Raw genomic sequence first — 22,288 nt, forward strand, 5'->3', positions numbered from 1 at the left:
GTATGCCGGGGTATGACGTCACGCTTGACCGGTTCATGAGGGTCGCGCATCCGTTGCCGCGTCGGCGCGGCAACGTGTCGGTCGGCAACCACACGTTCGTCAACGCCCTGCCGTGGATGCGCCGTGTATTTCGTCAAATCGAGGTGGACGCTTTCAGCACTTAATCTGGACACGGTCGGCGTTCAACTTGAACGCCGTCGGCGGCTGTTTCCTTGTTTTTTTGTTGTTTGTCTGGTTGGCTTACTTCATGAGGGAGTGTCTGTTCCGGTAGGATTCGCCGTGGAAACGGATGATCCCGCCGTGGTGGACGATGCGGTCTATGACCGCGGCGGCCATGTCCCCGTCTCCGAACACGTCGCCCCACCCGCCGGACTCGAGGTTCGAGGCGGAGATGACGCTGCGGGTCTCGTAGCAGTCCGCGCCGGCCTGGAACAGGAGCCTGGCCCCGTCGATGTCGATGGGCAGATGGCCGAGCTCGTCGATGATGACCAGCCCGGCCCTGCCGATCGCCTTAGGCTCTTGGTCGAGACGGTTCTCGTCCTTGGCCTTCCTCAGCCGCATGACCAGGCTCGAGGCGGCGAGGAACCTGACGGGGATCATCCGCCGACAGGCGAGCACGCCGATCGCGATGGCCAGGTGGGTCTTGCCGCGGCCCACGTCGCCGTAAAGCACGAGGTCCTCGGCCCGTTCGACGAACTCCAGGCTTTCCAACTGCTCGCGGCCCCGGTCGGCGGGGAACGAGGCCATGCCCCCGGTCGTAGCCGTCCAGGGTCTTGTTCCAGGGGAAGCCGGCCTGTCCGGGCAGCCGCCACCGTTTGGATCTGGCCCGGCTGGCGTTCTCGGCCTCGAACAGGTTGGCGAGGAAGCCGAGCTGGCCCGGGGTCGCGTTCTCGATGGCCTTCCCGAGCACGCTGTGCGTCAACGGCAGGTTGCACGCCAAGGCCGTGACCTGTTCGGGCGTGGCCCTGGCGACCACTCTGCCGCCGCGCTTGCGCGGCTGGCCGTCGTGTGTGCTCATGCCCGTCCTCCATGTATTTGTCATGGTGTTTCAGATCCTGGCCGCCCGAGGAGCCCTTGCCCTCGAGGACGCGTCGGGCGCATGTGGCGATTGCGGCCCGGTCGATGGTCCGTCCGGCGTCGATGACGGTCTCCACCGCTTTGACGATGGCCGCGAACCCGCATTCGGCGGCCACGACGCGGATGTCGTCGAGCCACACGCGGACCGACGCCCGGAAGCTCTCGTCCGACGGCATCGGCGCCATCGGGTCGCGTCCCGCGAAAGCCGACCGCGTTCTCCACGCCGCCCTTCCCGTGGTCGGAATACGGGTCGCGGAACCGGGGCCCGAACCCGTAGCGCGCGCGGAACAGGGAGAACAGGCGGGTCCGGGCGGCCGTGCCGTCGGCGTTGCGGTGGCCCACGCCGACGGCGTTGTCGAACACCACGACCCCGGGCGCCATGCCCGTCCTCTCGAACACCTCCGGCAGACCCCGGCACACGCATTCCGCGGTCTCGCCCGGCAACGCCGCCACCCAGCGCATGTTCGAACACGGGAACGACACCGCCGGTAAACGCACGACCCGTTCCACGCCCGCGACCCCGGCCCGGGCTCGGCCGAAATCGACCTGCGCGCTTCCCGGCGCCCACTTCGATTCGGCGAAGCCGTCCGACCGCGCTCGATGCTCCTGCCTCCAACGCCTGACCCGGCGCTGCACCGACGAGTACGGGCCCGTGAACCCGCATTCCCCCACAAGCCGCTCGTACACGCGGGCCGCGGCACGGCGCCGCTTGACCGGCATGCGCGGGCCGGCGGCCGGCCATCCGTCCACGACGGCCGCGTACCCGTCGTCGACCAGCGATCCGCCCGCGCGGGCGCCGTCCGACGATTCGGGTGAATAATCGCCGCGGTTGGCGTACTTGACCACGGTCGTGCGCGATACGCCAAGCCTTCGTGATATCTCCTTGTGGCTCAGGCCTTGGCGGTCGAGCTGCCTGATACGCCGTCGGACACGCACCGGTGTCGTCATTTCCTTTCCTCCCGAGAACCATCGGTTTGGTTGACGGGCACTCGGGAATCCATCAAGGAACCGGACGATGCCGGTGTTCTCGTTCCACCGGCATCACCGCCGCCTGCAATGTTCAAATTGAACGCTCACGGTGTACAGAAACAAGTGCCGACGCCGAACACCTTTATTCGATCACATACACTCCTCTTCCGACAGGTGCGAACATGCTTTCCCCATGGGTGCGACATCCCCTCGGACTGGTTTTCCAGACAATCTCCAATCCAACGGGTGTTGCACTTTCAATTAGACAACGGGACGTTCAACTGGAAGCGCTTGGTATGATAGGGGAATCGGCATAGTCGTGGCCGCCATTTTCGGATTCGTACTTTATTTGTCTGTACGGCGGAGCAATAAGGATGGAGAAAAGTGATGGATGAGCGACCATGGGTTATTAAAGTGGACTCGTTGTCTAAGTACTATGGGAAAGTATGCGCAATTCGCGATATGTCTTTCGAGGTCCCTCAAGGCTCAGTTACTGGATTTGTTGGCCCTAACGGCGCAGGCAAATCTACCACGATGCGTTGCATACTGGGGCTAACAAAACCCTCGAAAGGGTCGGCCAGTGTGTTTGGAACCGACTACTCCAAACTCCAGAATCCTGCGCGTCGAATTGGCTCAGTTTTGGATGCATCAAAGCAACATCCAGGTAGAACCGGGCGTAGTATATTGCTCGCAGCGGCAGATGTTCTCGGCATAGCGTCTTCCAAGATTGAGTTTGCTTTGGAGTCTTGTGGACTGACAAGCGCCGAGAGCAGGCGGCGGATCGGTACCTACTCTTTGGGAATGAGACAGCGTCTAGCGTTAGCTCTCGCCATATTGCCCGAGCCCGAGCTTCTTATTCTGGATGAGCCGATGAATGGTTTGGATCCAGAGGGAATTCATTGGATGCGGAGCTTCCTTAGAGACTTTACCCAAGCTGGGGGAACTGTTTTCCTAAGTTCACACTTGTTAGGTGAGATGGAGAAAATTGCTGACAGTGTTGTTTTAGTCGGTAAGGGGCAGATAATTGGGTCGGTGTCAATTAGTGATCTAAAGAGGGCTGGTAAAGGCTTGGAAGAGTTCTATTTGGAACAAACTGCGAGTGTCTCTCGGGGAAGTGTGGTTAACAATGGCTAATAATCTTAATGATCATGTCAAACCTGTTTCAGATTCAAAGATGTCAGGCACTATAAAATCTGAACTGAGGAAAGCTTTTGGTACTCGTGCGAGTATAGCTATAACCTTGGTCACCTTGCTGTTGACCGTTGGAATGAGCATTTGGTCGGCTGTATTGCTGGAAGCCGGGGAGTCTTGGTACATACCTTTCAAACAGGTGGCGAGTCCTCTAATCACTATAAGCCCACTCCTAATCATTCTTTTGGTTTGTGAGGAGTGGGATAAGGGTAGTGCGCTAGTAACTTTTACGCAGGTTCCCAAGCGGTCTCGAATTGTGATTGCTAAAACTGTGGTAGCGGTCTTGATTTTCTCAGCTAGTTTTGCCGCTTCATTACTACTAACATTGATTGTTTCAGTTACTACATCGAGTATTCATCATTTTAGTCTAAATTGGAAAGCTTCACTATCGGGCTTTCTAGCTCTTGCGCTACCGTTGTTGGTGAATATGGGTCTGGGGCTCGCTATGGCTTTATTCTCGCGATCTACCGTAATTTCAATCTCATTGTATTTCATCATTCCTCCGGTCACAGTGATGCTATCGCAGATAAATTCCATATCAGAATATGCTAGATGGATTTCGCTGGGACACTCGTCTTCAATTTTTGTAGCCGGTCTAACCCCTCAAACTTATTCTCAGATTGTTGTTTCAGTGATTTTCTGGATAGTTCTGCCGTTCGTACTAGGTTTTGTGAACATCTGCAGACGAGATATTTCATAGCCCTAACTTGATGCACTTTTGCCGAAAAAACATTGAACATAAACACGAGACCACCCTACCGGCGGACACGCCGCGAACGCCCGGCCCGCCGAATTCGCCGCGCCGGGCGACGGCCTTCTCAGGCGACGGACGGGGCGGTCTTGGCGGCATCGGACGGACGGGCCGCGTCGACGACGTTCGCCGCGGAGCCCTTCTCGCCGTTGTCGGAATCCCAATGAATCTCGTGCCGGTCGTCATGGTTGCGCCACCAGCTGGACAGGATGGAGCCGGAGATGTTGTGCCACACGGAGAAGAAGGTGGACGGCACGGCGGCGAGCGGGTTGGACGCGAAGGAGGTCAGGGCCAGCGTGGCGCCCAGGGCGGAGTCCTGCATGCCGACCTCGAACGTGATGGCCTTCTGCTGCGCGTAGCGGAAGCCCTTCGGGTAGATCCTGTACATCAGCTTCGAGAAGCCGAAGCCCAGCGAGTAGCCGCACAGATTATGCAGGATGACCACCGGGATGGCCATCAGGGAGCTGGCCACGAACAGCTTCGGGCCGTTGGCGGCGACGACCACGCCGATGATCAGCAGGATGGCCACCTGAGACACGATCGGCAGGGCCACGGTGACCTTCTCGATCTTCTTGCCGAAGACCATGTGGCAGATCACGCCGAGGGCGATCGGGAAGAGCACCACCTTGACGGCATTGAGGAACAGGGATTCGACCGGCACGCTCACATACTGGGAGGCCAGCAGCTGCATCAGCAGCGGAATCATGAACGGGGCGCACAGGGTGGAGAGGATGCCGATGGAGACATCGAGGGCCACGTCACCACGGGACAGGTAGCTCATCACGTTGGAGGAGGTGCCGGACGGGCAGCAGCCGACGAGAATCACGCCCACGGCCAGCGGGCCGGACAGGTGGAAGATCGCGCACAGGGCCACGGCGACGAGAGGCATGATGACGAAGTGGGCCACCGTGCCGACGATGACCATCATCGGCTGGGTGAGGATGCGCTTGAAATCGTCCAGCGTCAGGGTCAGCCCCATGCCGAACAGCACGATGCCCAGCATGTAGCCGGTGTACGCCTTGCCCCACAGGCTGGCGGCCGGCACGAAGTAGTTGAAGACGGCCCAGACGATGACGATGACCGTAAACCACTTGGTCAGCCAATCTGCAAAGGCTTTAACCTTTTCCATGGTGTTTCTCTTCCCTTGTTCGGTGTAGGTAACATCGCATGAAACTAGGCGTGTCGCGGTTGATATGAAACATAATGCTCACATTGTGAACGCTCACGTAATCATCTCTGCAATCCCCAGTCGCACCATCACGCCGTTGTGTGCCCCTGACTTTTCATCAATCGCCACACAAGACCCACTCGTCCACATCCCACCATTTGAGACAGCCCACAGCCTGGCCCCAAGAATGAAACCAACCACTTGATTCCATCGCGACACACCGATGAGCACACATCCGCAAAGTTGTGTATAGTATTCACCTGTTGTGCGAATTCAGCTTGCTGAATACGACACTATGGTGGCCATAGCTCAGTTGGTAGAGCATCTGATTGTGGTTCAGAAGGTCGCGCGTTCGAGCCGCGTTGGCCACCCCAGTAAAACCCTTCCGTTCGCGGAAGGGTTTTGTTTTTCCCTGAATTCCCCGCTCCTGCCGGGAACCACCGCGTTGTACACTCGGGCATATCCAATTCACCGAACATAAGGACAAAAGGTCCGTCATGCTGTCTTTTGAGAACGATTACTCCCGCGCCGCCCATCCCGCAGTGCTTGAAGCCGTGGCTGAAGCCAACAACCATCTGTATCCGGGCTACGGGTCCGACGAACTGAGCGATCAGGCCAAGGCCAAGATCCGCGAGGCCTGCGGCCAGCCGGACGCGGATGTGTGGTTCCTCGTCGGCGGCACGCAGACCAACCAGGTCGTCATCGACACCATCACCCCGGCGTATGCAGGCGTGGTCGCGGTCGCCTCCGGCCATCCGAACGTGCACGAGGCCGGCGCCATCGAGTTCTCGGGCCACAAGGTGCTTACGATTCCCCAGCACAACGGCAAAATGGATCCAACCGAACTGGACGAGTTCTGCAAGACCTTCTATGCGGACGGCAACTACGAGCACATGGTGTTCCCTGGATCCGTGTACGTCTCGCAAAGCACCGAATATGGCACCATCTACTCCAAAGCCGAACTGCAGGCTATCGCCGATGTGGCGCATAAGTACGATATGCCGCTGTTCGTGGATGGCGCGCGACTCGGCTACGCGCTGACCGCCACTGGTTCCGACATGACGCTCACGGATCTGGCGACCATCGCCGACGTGTTCTACATCGGCGGCACCAAGGTGGGTGCGCTGTTCGGCGAGGCCGTGGTGTTTACCAAGCACAACACGCCGAAGCACTTCCTGACCCGCATCAAGCAGCACGGCGCCTTGCTGGCCAAGGGCTTCGTGCTGGGCGCGCAGTTTGACGCCTTATTCACCGACAACCTGTATTTCAAGATTGCCCGCAGCGCCAATGAGGCGGCCGATCGTATTCGCGAGGCCCTGCGCGCCAAGGGCTACATGCTCACTTTCGAAGCGCCCACCAACCAGATTTTCGTGACGATGGATCAGCCGACCATCGACCGTCTGGAGCGCGAGGTCAAGCTCGGCTTTACCGAGAAGGCCGACGACACGCATACCGTGATGCGCATCTGCACCAGCTGGGCCACCACGCATGAAGAGGTCGATCAGCTTATTGAGGTGTTGTAAAACCCTTCGCTAATCTCTCTCTCCGTCATCGCTTCGCGATGCCACCTCCCTCATCAGAGGGAGGTTTTTTCGTAGCTCCCGCCGATGAGGGAGCTGGCCGCCGCAGGCGGACTGAGGGAAAGACCTCTCCGCAAACGAGAAGGCTCCTACTCCCCTATCGCCTTGCGTTCCATATCCACGAACTTGTGGACCGAGGCTTCCACGGAATAATGCGCCTTGGTGTATTCGGCGTATTTCTCGCCCCATTCGGCGCGCTCGGCCTGATGTGCGATCCACCAATCGATGCGTCGGGCCAGCAGGGCCGCGTCCCGCACGGGGAACAACGACTCGTCGATCAGCGCGAACTGGCCGGCCGCCGACAATTCGGACGCGGCGATCACCGGCACCAATCCGCACGCCATCGCCTCGATCACGCTCACCGATTCGATGTCGGCAATCGAACAATGCACGAACAAATCGCCCGAACGCAACAAATCGGGCATATCGGCGTGCTTGTGGAATCCGATATCGGCCTTGCGCGCCAGCAAACGCCCGGCGCGGAACTTGAGATACTGCTTGAGCGGCCCAGTACCGGCGATCACCAGCTGAATATCGCCGGCGTGGCGGGACATCGACACCGCCTTGATCAGCGTAATCTGATCTTTCTCGCTGGCCAGTCGGCCAGAAGCGACGACACGGAACGGCACGGGAGCCGAAGCATCCGGATCGGCCGGCTTCTTCGGTGAATACACCGGTGAATAACCATTGGAAATCACGTGCAACTTGGCTTTATACCCGTGCGCGCGCAACAGACTCGCGGTCATTTCGGTGGGCACATGGATGTGGTCAATGTGCTTGTACAGCCAGTGCTTGAACAGCCAGTACAGGAAGCTGGAAATACCGGGAATGCGACGTAGCGGGCCGGCCGAATACAGCACGTTCTCCGGCTGCAGGTGGAATCCGGCAGTCACGGGAATGCCCATTTGGTGGGCGACTTTAGCGGCACGACGGCCGAATTTGAACGGCATATAGATATGCACCACATCCACGCCTTGGAAGGCGGTGCGGAACAACGTGTCGCTGGGTTCGGCGAATTGCATGAGCTGCTTGGCGGCCACCCACGAGACGAGCGGCACCTTATTCACGCGCGCCGGATATTCGGGCGCCCCTATACCGACAAGCCTCACATGATGGCCTTGCCGCTCCAATTCCGCAGCCCATTGCAAGGCCGAATTGGAGGTGCCGTTGCCCTGATTGCCCACCGTATCGACCACAAGAGCGATAGTCAGCGGACGATCAATGCTCTCTTCAATCCCGTTTTCGCGCATTGCCTCATCCTAAACCACCGCGCGGCAATGACGTCGGCCGCGCTGCCTGAACGCGTGTGAAATGGTATGGGCTGCCGCATTTTGCCCAATATTGAATCACGCGCTTCGCAGCGCACGATCGGCGCGGGCCACGGCCTGGAACAACTCGGCGGTGTGCTTGAGCAGACTGATGCGCACCCAGCCTTCGCCCGCCTGACCGAAGCAGACCCCCGGCATCAGCGCCACGCCGGCCGTGTTGAGCAGCCAATCCACGAATGCGGCGGAATCGCCATGCCACCGCACCGGCACGCGCGCCCACGCGAACAGGCCGCCTTGGGCCTCGGCCACCGGCAGACCAGCCTGGGTAAACCCGTCACGCACCACTTCAAAACGATGCTGATATTGCACAGCCAGCAGCTTCACCGTGCTCTGATCGGATTCCAGCGCCACCGCACCGGCCTGCTGAATAACGCTGGAAGCCAACACCGCAGTCTGCCGGTGTACGGCTTTGACGGCAGAGAGGACTTCGGCGTTGCCCGCCACGAATCCACCGCGCCAGCCGGCCACCATATACATCTTGGACAGCGAGCCAAGTTCCAGCGCCACGTCCAGCGCGCCCGGAGTCTCCAGCAGGCTCAGCGAGCGCACGTCGCCGAATTCGAGCCCCGCATAGGCGAAATCGTTAAGTACGATGAATCCGTATTGCTTGGCCAGGCGCATGGCCGTCTCATACAGCTCGGGTGTTGCGGCCGCGCCGGTCGGATTGTTGGGATAGTTCAGAATCAGCAGTTTGGCGCGAGTCCATAGCGCTGGGTCCACCGCATCCAAGTCGGGCAGGAATCCACGGCTCGGGTCAGCGGGAATCGTCTCGAACTGGCCACCGGCCACTACTGTTGAGCCCTCGTACTGTGGGTAATACGGGTCGACCGCCACCACCGTATCTCCCGGATCGACCAGCGCCTGGATGACGGTGGTGATGCCGACGGACGAGCCGGAAGTCGCCAGCAGCTGGGTGGCGGGGTCCACGGTGACGTTGTGCTGGCGCGAATACCAGCCGGCAATCGCATTCAGATATTCCGGAAGCCCATCAAATGGCGGGTACCGGAACAGGGAAGGATTGTGGGAAGCGTGAGAAAGCGCGTCCTGTACAAAGGATGGCGGCCAGCCATCGGGATTCCCTTTGCTCAAGTCGATGATATCCTTGCCGGCGGCGACGGCTGCTGCAGCGCGTGCGTCCGCCTCAGCAAAAGGATTGCCGGGCAGACTAGCCGCCCGTCGAGAAATCAGAGCCGCGTTCGACGTCGGCATGTCGCCCTCCCCCTTCGACTATTGCCAGCGTGCCGGCTTGTAGCCTGAAACGCCGGAACCGACACGCCGCTATTCGCTATATGTCACATCCAAAAATGTTGGCCCGACCGCCCCATACTTCATCGGCCGGTGATTGCTAAGGTACGACGGCTCTGTTACACACGCAATGGCGTGTCTATACGCAGTATTTATGGCGGGTTACGGGCATCTGAATCTTCATGGGGCGGTAACCTGCCCATGGGGCGGTATTTACCCCATGGGGCGGTGAAATTCCCATGGGGCGGTAAGGCAAAACGGCTTAATTCCGCGGTTTCACAAAACCAACAAACCGCCCCATGGACTCATTACCGCCCCATGGACTCATTACCGCCCCATGAAGCCGGATATTCCGCCCGTAATTTTGGCCGCGCGAGGCACTTCGCTCACGCGACATACCGAAATCATCGCGTCATGGCAGAATGTGGGTATGACTGAAAACGCCGTGAATACTGCCGTGACTTCCGCCTCCTCTCCCGCAATTCCCGCCGAGACTTCCGCCGTTCCCCCCGCAACTCGCACAGCCAACCGACCGCTGGGCACACCGCTGGGCAAGCACCCCACCCGCGTGCTGTTTTTGGGCGCTGGCGAGCTGGGCAAGGAGGTCACGCTTGAACTCATGCGACTGGGCGCATGGGTGTGTGCTGCTGACTCCTATGCCGGCGCTCCGGCCCAGCAGGTGGCGCATGAATACCGCGCGTTGGATATGGCGAATGCCGCCGAATTGCAGGCATTGTTCGATGAAATCAAGCCGGACATCATCGTGCCCGAGGTAGAGGCCATCGCCACCGATGTGCTGGCCGGTGCTGCGGCCGCGGGCACCCAGGTGGTGCCGAGCGCCGAAATCGCCGCGATTTGCATGGACCGCGAGCGCCTGCGCGTACTGGCCCACGAAGAATTGGGCTTGCCGACTACACCGTATCGTTTTGCCGGCTCGCTGGAAGAGCTGCGCGCCGGAGCTTCGGAGGTCGGCTATCCATGCGTGGTCAAGCCGGTGATGAGCTCGTCTGGTCACGGCCAGTCGGTGGTGCGTTCCGCCGACGCCATCGATGCCGCTTGGACCGAAGCGCAGGAGGGCCGCCGCGCCGCCGATGAGGGCGATGTGTCGCGCGTGATCGTTGAGGCGCTTGCCCCGCTGGAGCGTGAGCTGACGGTACTGACCGTTTCTTCGTCCGCCGGCATTGTGACGTGCGCGCCGATCGGCCAACGTCAGGAGTCCGGCGATTACCGCGAGTCCTGGCAGCCGGCTACCGAGCCCGATGGTGAGGCCGAGCGGGCGCGCGACATCGCACGTACCGCCGTTGAAGGCTTGGTGGCCAAGGCTCAGGCGACCGGCGAGACCGGTTGGGGCGTGTTCGGCGTGGAATTGTTCGTGCTCACCGACGGCTCGATTCTGTTCAACGAGGTCTCCCCCCGTCCGCACGATACCGGTATGGTGACGATGACCTCCCAGCGTCTGAGCGAGTTCGCCCTCCATGCGCGCGTGATCCTGGGTCTGCCGATCACCCCCGAGCACGTGGCACTCACGATTCCGGCCGGCTCGGTGGCGGCAAGCCATGCGATTGTGGTGGCCGGCGACGGTGAGGCCGAGTTCACCGATGTGGCCGCTGCTCTGGCCGAACCTGGCACGGACCTGCGCATTTTTGCCAAGCCCGAAGTGCATGGCCACCGTCGTATGGCTGTGGCACTGGCCGTCGGCGAGTCCGAAGCCGACGCCCGTGCCAAGGCCGGCCGTGTTGCCGATGCGTTGACGATTACCGTGGAGTAGTCCACGGCCTGATCAGCTCAGCATGGCCTCAATATTATTGCCGTCCGGGTCGTGGATGAACGCGGCGTAATACGTGGGGCCATAGTTCGGGCGCGGGCCCGGAGCGCCGTTGTCGGTACCGCCAGAGGCGAGACCGGCCTCATGGAACGCCTTGACGGCGGCCTCATCCTTGGCGCGGAACGCCACATGAGACGGCACCACCGGGTTGCCGTCCTTCGGAGACTCCAGCCAAACGCTGTCGCCATCCTCGTCATTGGCAAAGCACACGGCGGTCGGGTATGCCACTTTCTTGACGTAGCCCAGCGGGGCCAGCAGCTTCTCGTAGAAATCCGCGTACTGTGCGGCGTCGGAAACAAACAAACCAATATGATCGATCATGACGAACCTCCTTGCACCATTTCGTCACTCCCATTATCGTGCGTGCGCGGCCGTACACTCACGTTTTGTCTATTGACGAACATCTGAGTGTCCGCGCGCTTGCGTAGATACTGTTACGCCGAACGACTATGCGACCGGCAATGAGTCGATTGTCGGACCAATACCGTCCGCCTCCGCCATCCCAACAGCGTATGGCCGTTCGATGCAGCGACGTATGATGCGCTGGCCGCATCGTAGCGTCATGCTGAGTGTTGTTGTAGCCCTCGATTGGTACCCTTTTACCGTTAGTTCACCCAGAAATTCCACTCCTGAAAGGTGAGTCATGGAGAAGCTGGAAAAGCTCTACGAGGGCAAGGCCAAGCAACTGTACGCAACCGACGATCCAGAGGTTCTGTGGGTCGAATACAAGAACACCGCCACCGCTGGCGATGGTGAAAAGAAGGAAGACTTCACCGGCAAGGGCCGCCTGAACAACCTCATCACCACCATCATCTTCGACCTGCTCAAGAAGCGCGGTATCGACAGCCACCTCATCAAGCGAGTGAACGACACCGGCCAGCTGGTGCGCAAGGTGAACATGTTCCCGTTGGAGATCGTGCTGCGCAACGTGGCCGCCGGCCACTTCTGCTCCCGTCTGGGTGTGGAGGAAGGACTGCCGCTCAAGGAGCCGGTGCTTGAGTACTTCCTGAAGAACGATGATCTGCACGATCCGTTCGTCAACAACGATGACCTGGTAGCCCTCGACGTATGCACTCGCGAGGATCTCGCCGAGATCGCCCCGCTGGCCCGCAAGATCAACGAGGCCCTGATCGAGATCTTCGCCAAGATCGACGTCAAGCTGGTCGACTTCAAGATCGAAATGGGCCGCGCCACCGACGGCACGCTGCTGTTGGCCGACGAGATCACCCCGGATTCCTGCCGTCTGTGGGACCAGAAGGACCACTCCGGCAAGGTCGAGCACCTCGACAAGGACCTGTTCCGCCGTGGTCTCGGCAGCATCATCCCGGCCTACGAAGAGATCGAGGAGCGCCTCGCCGAACTCGCCAAGTCCGAAGGCATCGCAGTCGCCGAATAAGTCGTTTAGGTGCAGGTAGCAGAACATACAGCTGGCTCCCCTCTCTGAGGGGAGCTGTCGCCGATAGGCGACTGAGGGGAGGTCAAGACGTTCACCGCCATGACAACTCCCCTCAGTCAGCTCCGCTGACAGCTCCCCTCAGAGAGGGGAGCCAAGTTCTTTTACCGCACTTCTTCAATTTTTCAATAATTTCAAGAAAGGATTTCCATGGTTTTTCGCGTGTACGTGGAAAAGAAGCCCGGCTTTGATGTCGAAGCCCAGCAGCTTGCGGGCGAACTGCGCACAATCCTCGGACTGAACGGCCTCAAGGCCCTGCGCATCGTGAACCGCTATGACGTCGAAGGCATCTCCCAGAAGCTGTTCGACCAGACCGTGCCCACCGTGTTCAGCGAACCCCAGGTGGACAATGTGGCCTACGATCTGCCCGACTTCGCCGGAGCCAAGGTCTTCGCCACCGAGTTCCTGCCCGGCCAGTTCGACCAGCGCGCCGACTCCGCCGCCGAGTGCATCCAGCTCATCTCCCAGGGCGAGCGCCCGACGGTCCGCTCCGCCAAGTTGTACGCGCTGGAAGGTGACCTGACCGACGCCGACGTGGACACCATCAAGCATTACGTGATCAATCCGGTCGAGGCCCGCGAGGCCAGCCTGGAGACCAAGGAAACCCTGAAGACCCAGGTGCCGGTGCCCGGCAAGGTCGAGACCATCGCCGGTTTCAACGAGATGGACGCCGAAGCCGGCCAGAAGTTCATCGACGAGCGCGGTCTGGCCATGGACCTGGCCGACCTCGAATTCTGCCAGAAGTACTTCAGCGAGGAGGGCCGCGAACCCACCATCACCGAGATCAAGGTGATCGACACCTACTGGTCCGACCACTGCCGTCACACCACGTTCGGCACTGAGCTGGACGAAGTGACCATCGATGACGCCACCGTCAAGGCCGCCTTCGAGCGTTATCTGGCGATGCGCCACGAGCTCGGCCGCGACACCAAGCCCGTCTGCCTCATGGACATGGGCACCATCGGCGCCAAGTGGCTCAAGAAGAACGGCATCCTTACAGGCCTTGACGAGTCCGAGGAAATCAACGCCTGCACCGTCAAGGTCAAGGTTGACGTGAACGGCCACGACGAGGACTGGCTGTTCCTGTTCAAGAACGAGACCCACAACCACCCCACCGAAATCGAACCGTTTGGTGGCGCGGCCACCTGCATCGGCGGCTGCATCCGCGATCCTCTGTCCGGCCGCTCCTACGTGTATCAGGCGATGCGCGTCACCGGCGCCGCGGACCCGACCGTGCCGGTCTCCGAGACGCTGGAAGGCAAGCTCCCCCAGCGCAAGCTCGTGACCACCGCCGCAGCCGGCTACAGCTCCTACGGCAACCAGATCGGTCTGGCCACCGGTCAGGTCGACGAGATCTACCACCCCGGCTACGTGGCCAAGCGCATGGAGGTGGGTGCGGTCGTGGCCGCCACCCCGGCCGACCATGTGCGCCGCGAAACCCCGGCCCCCGGAGACAAGATCATCCTGCTGGGCGGCCGTACCGGCCGTGACGGCATCGGTGGCGCCACTGGTTCGTCCAAGGCGCATAACGTGGAATCGCTCGAACTCGACGGCGCCGAGGTGCAGAAGGGTAACGCTCCGGTGGAGCGCAAGCTGCAGCGTCTGTTCCGCTGCGGCGATGCCTGCCGTCTGATCAAGCGCTGCAACGACTTCGGCGCGGGTGGCGTGTCCGTGGCGGTCGGCGAGTTGGCCGACGGCCTGTTCGTGGACCTCAACACCGTGCCCAAAAAGTACGAGGGCCTGGACGGCACCGAGCTGGCCATCTCCGAATCCCAGGAGCGCATGGCCGTGGACGTGGCCGCCGAGGACGTGGACGAGTTCCTGGCCTACGCCCGCGAAGAGAACCTCGAAGCCACGGTGATCGCCACCGTGACCGAGGACCCGCGCATGGTGATGACCTGGAACGGCGACAAGATCGTGAATCTGTCCCGTGAGTTCCTGGCCTCCAACGGCGCTTCCAAGCACCAGACCGTGCATGTCGAGGCACAGCAGTCCTACGAGACCCCGTGGGGCGAAGGCACGCTGGCCGAGCGCATGAACGAGCTGGTCACCGACATCAACGTGGCCTCCAACAAGGGCCTTTCGGAGCGCTTCGACTCCACCATCGGCGCGGGCACCGTGCTCATGCCGTTCGGCGGCAAGCGTCAGCTCACCCCGAACATGGCCATGGTCGCCAAGCTGCCGGTGTTCGGCGAGACCACCACCGCCTCGGCGATGGCGTGGGGCTTCAACCCGTACATCATGTCCAAGAACCAGTTCACCGGCGCCTACCTGTCCGTGGTCGAGTCGCTGGCCAAGCTGGTCGCAGCCGGCTTCGAGCATGAGAAGGCCTACCTGAGCTTCCAGGAGTACTTCGAGAAGCTGCGCGACGAGCCGGAACGCTGGGGCAAGCCGGCGGCCGCCGTGCTCGGCGCGCTGATGGCCCAGGTGGACCTGGGCGCCGGCGCCATCGGCGGCAAGGACTCCATGTCCGGTTCGTTCGAGGATCTCGACGTGCCGCCGACGCTGATCTCCTTCGCCGTGGCCGTGGGCAACATGAAGCGCGCCACCTCCCCCGAGTTCAAGGACGCCGATCACCGTATCGTGCGCATCGCACCGCGCTACCTGGCCGACGGTCTGACCCCGGACAAGGATGCGCTGCTTGAGGCGTTCTCCGTGATCGAGGAGCTCACCGACTTCCACGATGCCCTGGCCGTCTCCACGCCGGGCTATGGCGCCACCGCCGAAGCCCTGTTCAAGATGACGCTCGGCAACCGCATTGGCGTGACTCTGAACGACAGCATCGCCGTGGACGACCTGTTCACCCCGGCATATGGTTCGTTCATCGTCGAGCTGGCAGACGATGCCAAGCTTCCGGCCGTCTCCAATTTGGTCGAGATCGGCGAAATCGGCACCACCACCTCCGAGTACGTGTTCAAGGCCGCCGGCGAGACGCTGGACCTGGACGCTGTGCAGGAAGCTTGGGAGTCCGGCATCGAATCCGTGTTCCCGTACCGTTCCAAGGGCGAGGACAAGGGCGCGACCGTCGAGACCATCGACTTCCACGCGCCGAAGAAGACCGTGTACGTCGGCTCTTCCGTGGCCAAGCCGCATGTGGTGATCCCGGTGTTCCCGGGCAACAACTGCGAGTATGATTCCGCCGCCGCCTTTGAGCGCGCCGGCGCCGACGTGACCACGCTGATCATCAACAACCTGACACCGGCCGCCGTCGCCGAATCCACGCAGGCGTTGGTCGATGAGATCAACAAGAGCCAGATCGTGATGATCCCGGGCGGCTTCTCCGGCGGCGACGAGCCGGACGGTTCCGCCAAGTTCATCACCGCGTTCTTCCGCGCGCCGGCCGTCACCGAGGCCGTGCGTGACCTGTTGAAGAACCGCGACGGCCTGATGCTCGGCATCTGCAACGGCTTCCAGGCGCTCGTCAAGCTGGGTCTGGTGCCGTACGGCGACATCGTGCCGATGACCGACGCCTGCCCGACGCTGACCTTCAACACCATCGGCCGCCACCAGAGCCGACTGGTCCGCACGCGCGTGGCCTCCGACCTCTCCCCGTGGCTGTCCAAGACTTCGGTCGGCGACATCCACACCGTGGCCATCTCCCACGGCGAGGGCCGCTTCGTGGCCTCCGACGAGGTACTCGCCCAGCTCAGGGCCAACGGCCAGATCGCCACGCAGTACGTGGACGAGACCGGCACCCCCGGCATGGACCTAGATGTGAACCCGAACGGCTCGCTGCTCGCCATCGAGGGCATCACCAGCCCGGACGGCCGCGTGTTTGGCAAGATGGGTCACTCGGAGCGTTCCGGCAACGGCCTGTACGTCAACGTGCCCGGCAACAAGTACCAGCCGATCTTCGAGGCCGGCGTGGAATACTTCGCCGCCTGATAATCGGCGCGTATCGCGTCTGATACGGCACACAGGGAAGGAACTCTCGGGTTCCTTCCCTTTTTTGTTCATGCCGGTCATGGGCTAAGGTTGGGGTGTTCGCACTACCGAATCCGCCGCTGAAAGGACCTGTCGTCATGCCGATCAACGAGGCATTGTTCGCCGCGATGAAGGCCGCCAGCTACATCAAGCCCAACGCGGGCAAGTCGTACAAATTGCAGCGCGTGGCGGAAGAGCTTATCGCCAAGCAGGCACCCGCCAATCCGAAATGCCGTGTCGAGGACGCCTTCGCGCCTATGGCGGATGGATATGCCGTACCATTGCGAGTGTTCACGCCGCTGGTCGCCTATGGAGCGCCCCTGCCCGAAGCCCTGGAGGGATCTTCCGCCAATGGCACGCCAGTGGCCTCGGCAATATCCGCGATTCTGCCCGCCGTATTACCCAAAGTCCTACCCAAAATACCCATCAAGGAAAGCACGTCGAGCGGCAACACCGACGGTATTTCCGGCAATGCCAACACGGAACTTCCCTCAGTCACGCCGCGTGGCACGATCCTGTTTTTCCACGGTGGCGGTTGGACCACAGGCGGCATCAACCTGTACACGCAGGCTTGCGCGCATATGGCCGTACGTCTGCAACGCCGTGTGATCTCGGTCGGGTACCGGCTGGCTCCTGAATACCGCTTCCCTACTGCTGTTGAGAATTGCTATGAGGTAGCCCGGCAGCTGTTTGCTGGGGAATTGCCGATTTCTGGGGTGGGTGGTTCTGTTGATGTTGACCACCCCCAGTCGGCTGCGCCGACAGCCCCCACCGGCGGGGGCGATATATCTGCGACAATCCCAGCACCGGATCCCGACAGCATCGTGCTGTTTGGCGACAGCGCGGGCGGCAATCTTGCGGCCGCCGTCTCGCTCATGGCCCGCGACCGCGGCGAGTTCATGCCGCGCACGCAGATGCTGCTTTACCCGGTGGTCGGCAACGACTACAATCCCGAGACCAGCCCGTTCGAATCGGTGCGGACCAACGGCACCGACTACATCCTCACCGCACAGGACATGGCCGACTACATCGACATGTACCGTTCGTCCGTGGCCGACCTGACCAATCCGTATTTCGCGCCGCTCACCGCGCATGACCTGAGCAATCAGCCGCGCACGCTGGTGTTGTCCGCCGAATACTGCCCGCTCAGAGACGAGGACGAAGCGTACGCCCGTCGTCTGCAATTGGTGAACGACAACGTCTCCTGTTACAGGATTCACGATGGCATCCACGGCTACCTACTCAACACGTCGGCCGTGGGACTGGTGGCCACCACCTACCGAATCATCGAGCATTTCCTCGACGGCACACCGCTGGAACCGGCTCCCGGTACCGGCACCACCGCCAACGCACCGGAGGGAGGCGACGCGTGGCAAGACGTACTTGGTACCGACTAGACAACATCGGCAAGTTCTACTCCTCCCAGGCTGGCCGCTCCTCGCAGACCGTGTTCCGCTATTCGGCTGAGCTGGAGGACGACATCACCCCGGACATCCTGCAGCACGCGCTCGACCATGCCATCGCCCAGTTCCCGAGCTTCAACGTGCACCTGCTCAACGGCATGTTCTGGCATTACCTCGAACAGTCAGACGGCCGGCCGCTGGTGGAGCCGGAACATCTGCCGATATGCTCGCGACTGCATTACGGGCCCAAAAGCATGCTGTTCCGCGTGAGCTATTTCCGCAATCGTGTCAATCTCGAGGTCTCGCACATCATTTCGGACGGTCGCGGCGCCATCAACCTGTTCAAGTCACTGCTGCACGCCTACATCGCCGAGCGGTACGACGTGCCGGGCGTGCCTTCGGATTACGACGGTTCGGATAGCGACAAAGCCGAAAACAGCTTCGACAAATACTACGAGAAAGACAAGGCCGGCGCCGCGCCCGGCACGAAGATCTACCGGCTGTCCGGCCCTATCGACCGGGACGCGACCACGTTCATGGAATATCACGTCAGCGCCAGCAAGGTGCTTGGTGCAGCACATCAGTGCGGAGTGAGCCTCACCTCCTACCTCATCGCCGCGATACTGTGCGCGATTCGCGACGTCATGCCCTCGCGCGCCCGCAATCGCGCGATTCGCGTGGATATTCCGGTCGACTTGCGCGCCTTCTTCAGGTCGGAGACCGTGCGCAACTTCTACGGCATGACTTACGTGGCGTACACGCCGGCCGATATCGAAGCCGATGAGGACTCCGCGAAAACTTCCGCAACGAGCCCAGACGTGACCGGCAACGGCCAGCAGTCCGCCGCCCGCACCGCGCACGGCAACGGTATGGGTGGGTTGCTGACCGATGAGCCGTTGGCCGACATCGCCCGCCATGTGCAGGAGCAGCTCGGCCATGCCACCAGTCGCGAGCGCGTCGAATCGCATATGAACCGCATGATTGCGCTGGAAAAGAATCCGGTGCTGCGTCTCGCGCCCTCCCCTGCCAAGGACTGGGTGCTGGAGCTGGCCCGGTTCATCACCGACCGCGAAACCACGACCACCGTCTCGAACCTTGGCCGAGTCACCTTGGACGAACGACTCGCGCGCCATGTGCGTTCGGTGAACTTCCTCACCACACCGGCCAGCCTGAATTTCACGGTCTGCTCGTTCGGCGACGACCTGAGCATCGGCATCTCCACCATCTACCATGATCTGAACGTCATCAAGAACCTGTGTCGGATTCTCGCCACGCAGGGCATCAGCGGCCGTATGAACATCGCTGGCGTGCATGTGGAGAAAGGAGCGTCGGCATGAAGCATTGCGATGCCTGCAGCGTCAATTTCACCGGCGATATGGCCCGTTGCCCACTCTGCCAGAACGAATTGCACGGCGAGGCCTCTCCCGCCGCATTCCCCGCGCAGCAGATCTATCTGCGTCCGAGGCGTCTGACGGTGGAGATCATCACGTTCGTCGCCGGTGCGATCCTGTTGCTGCTCGGGTTCTTCGCCTATCTGTGGTCGTGGCCGGCGCCGATCGTCGGCGCTTCGGCGGCCGCGCTGATCATCAGCGTGCTGTTCATCAACAGTGCGATTCTGCACGCGCCACGGCCGCTTCGACTCATGTTTCGATATTTCTATATCATGCTGGCGATTGCGCTGGTCTGGTTTGTCGCGACGATGAATCATGTCGTCACCATGTTCGTCATACCGATCACGTGTCTGGTTTCGCTGGTCTTTGACGTGGTGCTGCTTATCGTGCTGCGGACCAAGGCCATTGACCAGTACGCCAAGTATCTGGCGTTCGACATCGTCGCTGGTCTGCTGCCTCTGACGTTCATTCCGCTCGGCTGGGCTCCGTGGGATGTGCTGGTGATGGTCAGCGGGCTGGTCTCCCTGCTGATGCTGCTCGGCCTGCTCGTCTTCGCCCGCCGTCAGCTCTTCTCGGAATTCGGCAAACAGTTCTCGGCCTGATTGCCTCGTGCGCTCAATCGCCCGATTTAGGATGGAAACCATGAGCGAACATGTGGAGCATGGGTTTGGGCCGGTGTGGGATGGCGAGTCGCGGGTGCTGATTCTGGGGTCGATGCCGAGCCCGAAATCCCGAGCGGCGGCGTTTTACTATATGCATCCGCAGAACCGGTTTTGGCCGGTGATGCAGGCGCTGTTTGCCAACTCCGCTGATCCTGCCGACGCCGTCGGCGATTCACCTGAGTCCCGTCGTGCGTTTGCTCTGCGCCACCACATTGCGTTATGGGATGTCATTGCTTCTTGCGATATCACCGGAGCCAGCGATGCCAGCATCCGCAATGCCGCGCCCAACGACTTGACACCAATCTTGCGCGGAGCTCCAATCGCCCACATCTTCACAACCGGCGCGAAATCAGCGCAACTTTACCGCAAACTTATCGAGCCGCGCCTGACCGAAGCCGGTATCGCCATCGGCATGACCCAACTGCCCTCCACCAGTCCGGCCAACGCCTCAATGCGTTTGCCGGACCTTATCACCGCCTATCGCGAAGCTTTTCAAAAGGCAAACGTACTAGAGAATGCGTATTGGAAAAACTAAAAGTAGATACCTAAAAGTATGGCGAGACCATCAATCTCGGACGGCAAACCCAGCATCACGAATCCTATCTTGCATCTCATTGGCAATAGCAATACAGCGCGCCCGCGAAATACCAGCCTTCACACCGACACCAGTCAAATCCGCAATAGTGATGTTCTTCCCCTTTCCGTTCACCGAAGCAGTGTGCTCGCCGTTGATTCCAGGGTTTTCCGTTAAATCATATCCAGGCGACAATCTCCACGCTTGGCGAGAACGATCATAGAGATAAGAGAAATTCTTCGCATGATCGTCGCGGTTTCCGATGAACACGTTAAAGCACATGAGACGGTACAACCGCTCGCACTCCTCTGCGCTGTTGCACACACGCATAGTCAGCCGCATCAATAGTCCGTAATCCAAATTGGGAATACGATGCGACGTTTCCAGCAATCCGCCGGCGGAAATCATATGCACCTTATGTTCGGTGCCATCGTCATCCCGCGTACGGTCAAACCGCCGGACACCAAAATATCCAGAACATTGCGCTGATGCGAACAGACGAGTTTCCGGCATATCAATGCCGCACTCGCGCGCAAGTACAGAAATTTGATACTCCTGTTCTCCGATATTCGCCGAGTCTACGGATGAGGGGAATTTGATAATCCATTCTTCTCCATCAACCTCAGTCAGAATTTTCGGCCGCGCGCCACCGGACGAGCCACCAAGGGCAAAAAGCTGATCCAAATCCTCAGAAAAATCAGTTTCCAGAAGATTCGCGCACTCTCTCGCTATATCGTCCAAGTCAGTAGCTGCAACACCATTTTCAATGACCGCCGCTGGTTCATATTCCAAGGCTCCCATACCGCTTGATCCCACAATGGACAGCCTCGTCAAGGTTCCGATAGAGTAAGGGTCTATTCCTCTCTGACGCAGAAGACGATCCGTGAGCAAACGCCCCCACCCATCCGGCATACTGTCATCGAACGCCCCAAACAAACCATGCAATGGATCTCTTTTGGCGACAAAGACCCCCTCACGCAATGGCAGACTCAGCGGACTTATGCTGAATCCACTGGACAACCACGAGCTTTCGTACGAGAACGCCACTGTTTTTGCCGGCGACAGTGTCAGCGAGCCAACAATTTCACCATCCAAAAACACCCGTACCCGATCAACCGATAAATCCAACGGCACTGTCTCGCTCATCGCGCTTCCCTCTCCCGCGCAGCAATGACATCATCGATAGTTGCATAGTACGGCTGTGAAAACAGTGTCTCAAAATCCTGCTCGCAACTCAGCGCAAACGCGATATTGATGAGCGCCGTCAACGAAATTTCGTGCTGCTGCTCGAACCGTCTGATTGAGCCAAGACTCACACCGGATTTTTTAGCCAGAGCCGTTTGCGATAACTGATGCTCTTTGCGCCTGGCAACCATGCGTTCGGCAATCGCAGCCGAAACATCCCCAGGCATAGGCTCATCTAACAAAGAAAACATACTAATATATTAGCAATTTATGCCTAAAAAGCCAATAACTACTCATATTTTAGTAGTTATCGATTGCGGCAAGTTGGTCACGGGACTACAACCGGCGTGTCGCAGTAGCCGCCAATTTGCGTCCAAGCGGGGTTGAGCTGCCTCAATAAGAATTGTTAACGCTCACGACTGGCTATGGAAAGACGGCGGTGGCGATTGGTCAGTAAGGAGCACATATGCAGTATCGCAATGTTGGCAAGTCGGGACTGAGGATCAGTGAGGTCGCGCTGGGCAGCTGGGTCACGGATCTCAAGGGCATAGCGGCCGAGGAT

At 60.3% G+C, this 22,288-nt stretch carries 17 protein-coding genes, 1 tRNA gene and 2 pseudogenes; 12 read left to right on the forward strand and 8 right to left on the reverse strand.

Going from position 1 to position 22,288, the window contains the following annotated elements; translation table 11 throughout:
- Window positions 1-2: 2 nt before the first annotated feature.
- Window positions 3-164: a hypothetical protein gene (locus MMB48_RS08335; protein ID WP_155270631.1), complete on the forward strand. Its 162-nt coding sequence runs from the start codon at window positions 3-5 to the stop codon at window positions 162-164.
- A 76-nt stretch (window positions 165-240) separates the two neighbouring features.
- Here MMB48_RS08335 and istB read toward each other — a convergent pair.
- Together istB and istA are read right to left on the reverse strand one after the other, a co-directional pair.
- Window positions 241-1,018, reverse strand: a pseudogene (gene istB, locus MMB48_RS08340) (IS21-like element helper ATPase IstB).
- Between the two features lie 187 nt (window positions 1,019-1,205).
- Window positions 1,206-2,025, reverse strand: a pseudogene (gene istA, locus MMB48_RS08345) (IS21 family transposase); the annotation flags it as partial.
- A 408-nt stretch (window positions 2,026-2,433) separates the two neighbouring features.
- Between istA and MMB48_RS08350 the strand changes: the two are divergent.
- Window positions 2,434-3,180 (forward strand): ABC transporter ATP-binding protein, encoded by a 747-nt coding sequence (locus tag MMB48_RS08350; protein ID WP_032744438.1) that lies wholly within the window; start codon window positions 2,434-2,436, stop codon window positions 3,178-3,180.
- A complete protein-coding gene (locus MMB48_RS08355; RefSeq protein ID WP_136527134.1) occupies window positions 3,173-3,937 on the forward strand; it encodes an ABC transporter permease in 765 nt (254 codons plus the stop codon). Before MMB48_RS08350 ends, MMB48_RS08355 begins: the two co-directional genes overlap by 8 nt.
- Before the next feature lie 118 nt (window positions 3,938-4,055).
- On the opposite strand, the gene MMB48_RS08360 is transcribed toward MMB48_RS08355, so the two are convergent.
- Window positions 4,056-5,117 (reverse strand): bile acid:sodium symporter family protein, encoded by a 1,062-nt coding sequence (locus tag MMB48_RS08360; protein WP_032744439.1) that lies wholly within the window; start codon window positions 5,115-5,117, stop codon window positions 4,056-4,058.
- Window positions 5,118-5,454: 337 nt separating this feature from the next.
- Here MMB48_RS08360 and MMB48_RS08365 point away from each other — a divergent pair.
- Together MMB48_RS08365 and MMB48_RS08370 are read left to right on the forward strand one after the other, a co-directional pair.
- A tRNA-His gene (locus MMB48_RS08365) sits at window positions 5,455-5,530 on the forward strand.
- Window positions 5,531-5,653: 123 nt separating this feature from the next.
- Complete coding sequence (locus MMB48_RS08370) at window positions 5,654-6,679, forward strand: threonine aldolase family protein (RefSeq protein WP_012578212.1); 1,026 nt, start codon at window positions 5,654-5,656, stop codon at window positions 6,677-6,679.
- A gap of 146 nt (window positions 6,680-6,825) precedes the next feature.
- On the opposite strand, the gene MMB48_RS08375 is transcribed toward MMB48_RS08370, so the two are convergent.
- Both MMB48_RS08375 and MMB48_RS08380 read right to left on the reverse strand, forming a co-directional pair.
- Complete coding sequence (locus MMB48_RS08375; RefSeq protein WP_032744440.1) at window positions 6,826-7,986, reverse strand: glycosyltransferase; 1,161 nt, start codon at window positions 7,984-7,986, stop codon at window positions 6,826-6,828.
- Between the two features lie 96 nt (window positions 7,987-8,082).
- Complete coding sequence (locus MMB48_RS08380) at window positions 8,083-9,273, reverse strand: pyridoxal phosphate-dependent aminotransferase (RefSeq protein ID WP_050496266.1); 1,191 nt, start codon at window positions 9,271-9,273, stop codon at window positions 8,083-8,085.
- Window positions 9,274-9,739: 466 nt separating this feature from the next.
- Between MMB48_RS08380 and purT the strand changes: the two genes are divergently transcribed.
- A complete protein-coding gene (gene purT, locus MMB48_RS08385; protein ID WP_032744510.1) occupies window positions 9,740-11,077 on the forward strand; it encodes a formate-dependent phosphoribosylglycinamide formyltransferase in 1,338 nt (445 codons plus the stop codon).
- A gap of 12 nt (window positions 11,078-11,089) precedes the next feature.
- Here the strand turns inward: purT and MMB48_RS08390 are convergent, their stop codons facing one another.
- The gene (locus MMB48_RS08390) at window positions 11,090-11,455 is read right to left on the reverse strand and encodes a VOC family protein (protein ID WP_029679175.1); all 366 of its coding nucleotides are present in this window, start codon (window positions 11,453-11,455) and stop codon (window positions 11,090-11,092) included.
- Between the two features lie 322 nt (window positions 11,456-11,777).
- Between MMB48_RS08390 and purC the strand changes: the two genes are divergently transcribed.
- From purC to MMB48_RS08420, 6 genes are all read left to right on the forward strand, one after another.
- Window positions 11,778-12,530, forward strand: coding sequence for a phosphoribosylaminoimidazolesuccinocarboxamide synthase (gene purC, locus MMB48_RS08395; RefSeq protein ID WP_032744441.1), 753 nt, complete (start codon window positions 11,778-11,780; stop codon window positions 12,528-12,530).
- Window positions 12,531-12,737: 207 nt separating this feature from the next.
- Window positions 12,738-16,472 (forward strand): phosphoribosylformylglycinamidine synthase, encoded by a 3,735-nt coding sequence (locus MMB48_RS08400; RefSeq protein WP_032744442.1) that lies wholly within the window; start codon window positions 12,738-12,740, stop codon window positions 16,470-16,472.
- 137 nt (window positions 16,473-16,609) lie between these two features.
- On the forward strand, window positions 16,610-17,908 hold the full coding sequence (locus tag MMB48_RS08405; protein WP_032744443.1) for an alpha/beta hydrolase: 1,299 nt from the start codon (window positions 16,610-16,612) through the stop codon (window positions 17,906-17,908).
- A complete protein-coding gene (locus MMB48_RS08410; protein WP_032744444.1) occupies window positions 17,881-19,251 on the forward strand; it encodes a hypothetical protein in 1,371 nt (456 codons plus the stop codon). Before MMB48_RS08405 ends, MMB48_RS08410 begins: the two co-directional genes overlap by 28 nt.
- Window positions 19,248-19,907 (forward strand): DUF6320 domain-containing protein, encoded by a 660-nt coding sequence (locus MMB48_RS08415; protein WP_032744445.1) that lies wholly within the window; start codon window positions 19,248-19,250, stop codon window positions 19,905-19,907. Before MMB48_RS08410 ends, MMB48_RS08415 begins: the two co-directional genes overlap by 4 nt.
- Window positions 19,908-19,938: 31 nt before the next feature.
- Window positions 19,939-20,502, forward strand: coding sequence for a DNA-deoxyinosine glycosylase (locus MMB48_RS08420; RefSeq protein WP_172664382.1), 564 nt, complete (start codon window positions 19,939-19,941; stop codon window positions 20,500-20,502).
- Window positions 20,503-20,532: 30 nt separating this feature from the next.
- Here the strand turns inward: MMB48_RS08420 and MMB48_RS08425 are convergent, their stop codons facing one another.
- Window positions 20,533-21,687, reverse strand: coding sequence for a type II toxin-antitoxin system HipA family toxin (locus tag MMB48_RS08425; protein ID WP_032744447.1), 1,155 nt, complete (start codon window positions 21,685-21,687; stop codon window positions 20,533-20,535).
- Complete coding sequence (locus MMB48_RS08430) at window positions 21,684-21,977, reverse strand: helix-turn-helix domain-containing protein (protein WP_230581241.1); 294 nt, start codon at window positions 21,975-21,977, stop codon at window positions 21,684-21,686. The genes MMB48_RS08425 and MMB48_RS08430 overlap by 4 nt, the downstream gene beginning before the upstream one ends.
- Window positions 21,978-22,288: the final 311 nt, after the last annotated feature.

The organism is Bifidobacterium sp. FKU (genome assembly GCF_026016385.1).
GTDB lineage: Bacteria > Actinomycetota > Actinomycetes > Actinomycetales > Bifidobacteriaceae > Bifidobacterium > Bifidobacterium infantis.

Coding starts and splice junctions, on each gene's coding strand:
- MMB48_RS08335 (WP_155270631.1), top strand. CDS start 3: ATGCCGGGGTATGACGTCACGCTTGACCGGTTCATGAGGGTCGCGCAT.
- MMB48_RS08350 (WP_032744438.1), top strand. CDS start 2,434: ATGGATGAGCGACCATGGGTTATTAAAGTGGACTCGTTGTCTAAGTAC.
- MMB48_RS08355 (WP_136527134.1), top strand. CDS start 3,173: ATGGCTAATAATCTTAATGATCATGTCAAACCTGTTTCAGATTCAAAG.
- MMB48_RS08360 (WP_032744439.1), bottom strand. CDS start 5,117: ATGGAAAAGGTTAAAGCCTTTGCAGATTGGCTGACCAAGTGGTTTACG.
- MMB48_RS08370 (WP_012578212.1), top strand. CDS start 5,654: ATGCTGTCTTTTGAGAACGATTACTCCCGCGCCGCCCATCCCGCAGTG.
- MMB48_RS08375 (WP_032744440.1), bottom strand. CDS start 7,986: ATGCGCGAAAACGGGATTGAAGAGAGCATTGATCGTCCGCTGACTATC.
- MMB48_RS08380 (WP_050496266.1), bottom strand. CDS start 9,273: ATGCCGACGTCGAACGCGGCTCTGATTTCTCGACGGGCGGCTAGTCTG.
- purT (WP_032744510.1), top strand. CDS start 9,740: ATGACTGAAAACGCCGTGAATACTGCCGTGACTTCCGCCTCCTCTCCC.
- MMB48_RS08390 (WP_029679175.1), bottom strand. CDS start 11,455: ATGATCGATCATATTGGTTTGTTTGTTTCCGACGCCGCACAGTACGCG.
- purC (WP_032744441.1), top strand. CDS start 11,778: ATGGAGAAGCTGGAAAAGCTCTACGAGGGCAAGGCCAAGCAACTGTAC.
- MMB48_RS08400 (WP_032744442.1), top strand. CDS start 12,738: ATGGTTTTTCGCGTGTACGTGGAAAAGAAGCCCGGCTTTGATGTCGAA.
- MMB48_RS08405 (WP_032744443.1), top strand. CDS start 16,610: ATGCCGATCAACGAGGCATTGTTCGCCGCGATGAAGGCCGCCAGCTAC.
- MMB48_RS08415 (WP_032744445.1), top strand. CDS start 19,248: ATGAAGCATTGCGATGCCTGCAGCGTCAATTTCACCGGCGATATGGCC.
- MMB48_RS08420 (WP_172664382.1), top strand. CDS start 19,939: ATGGAAACCATGAGCGAACATGTGGAGCATGGGTTTGGGCCGGTGTGG.
- MMB48_RS08425 (WP_032744447.1), bottom strand. CDS start 21,687: ATGAGCGAGACAGTGCCGTTGGATTTATCGGTTGATCGGGTACGGGTG.
- MMB48_RS08430 (WP_230581241.1), bottom strand. CDS start 21,977: ATGTTTTCTTTGTTAGATGAGCCTATGCCTGGGGATGTTTCGGCTGCG.